1 pseudogene is annotated in these 346 nt (G+C 38.7%); it reads right to left on the minus strand.

The features are described 5' to 3' along the window. Positions 1-116: 116 nt before the first annotated feature. Positions 117-346: pseudogene (locus FC65_RS12105) on the minus strand (ABC transporter ATP-binding protein); the annotation flags it as partial.

The raw sequence follows: 346 nt of genomic DNA on the forward strand, positions 1-346 counted from the left end.
TAAGACAAAAAGTATGAATAATTCAGGAATATCGCTTCCTTTCTTGAATCATTTGTGTACGATTTCATAGTAACGAAAGAAAACATATTTGTAAAAGAATTAGTGTTTTTAAAAAATTAATCTACAAATAATTGCATGATCTGTTCCTTGGTAAGACGGGCTTTCTCGGCATTTCTGACATCTAATGTGATCTGTCCGTCATGCAGCACTAGCAAGCGGTTGCCGTACTTCAAAGCATCTTCCATGTGGTGGGTGATCATCAGGCATGTCAGTTTTTGTGAAGCCACTGTTTTGCTGGTTTGCTCCATTAAACCGGCACTGGTCTTAGGATCAAGTGCCGCAGTAT

The sequence above is a fragment of the Ligilactobacillus acidipiscis DSM 15836 genome (assembly GCF_001435755.1).
Classification (GTDB): domain Bacteria; phylum Bacillota; class Bacilli; order Lactobacillales; family Lactobacillaceae; genus Ligilactobacillus; species Ligilactobacillus acidipiscis.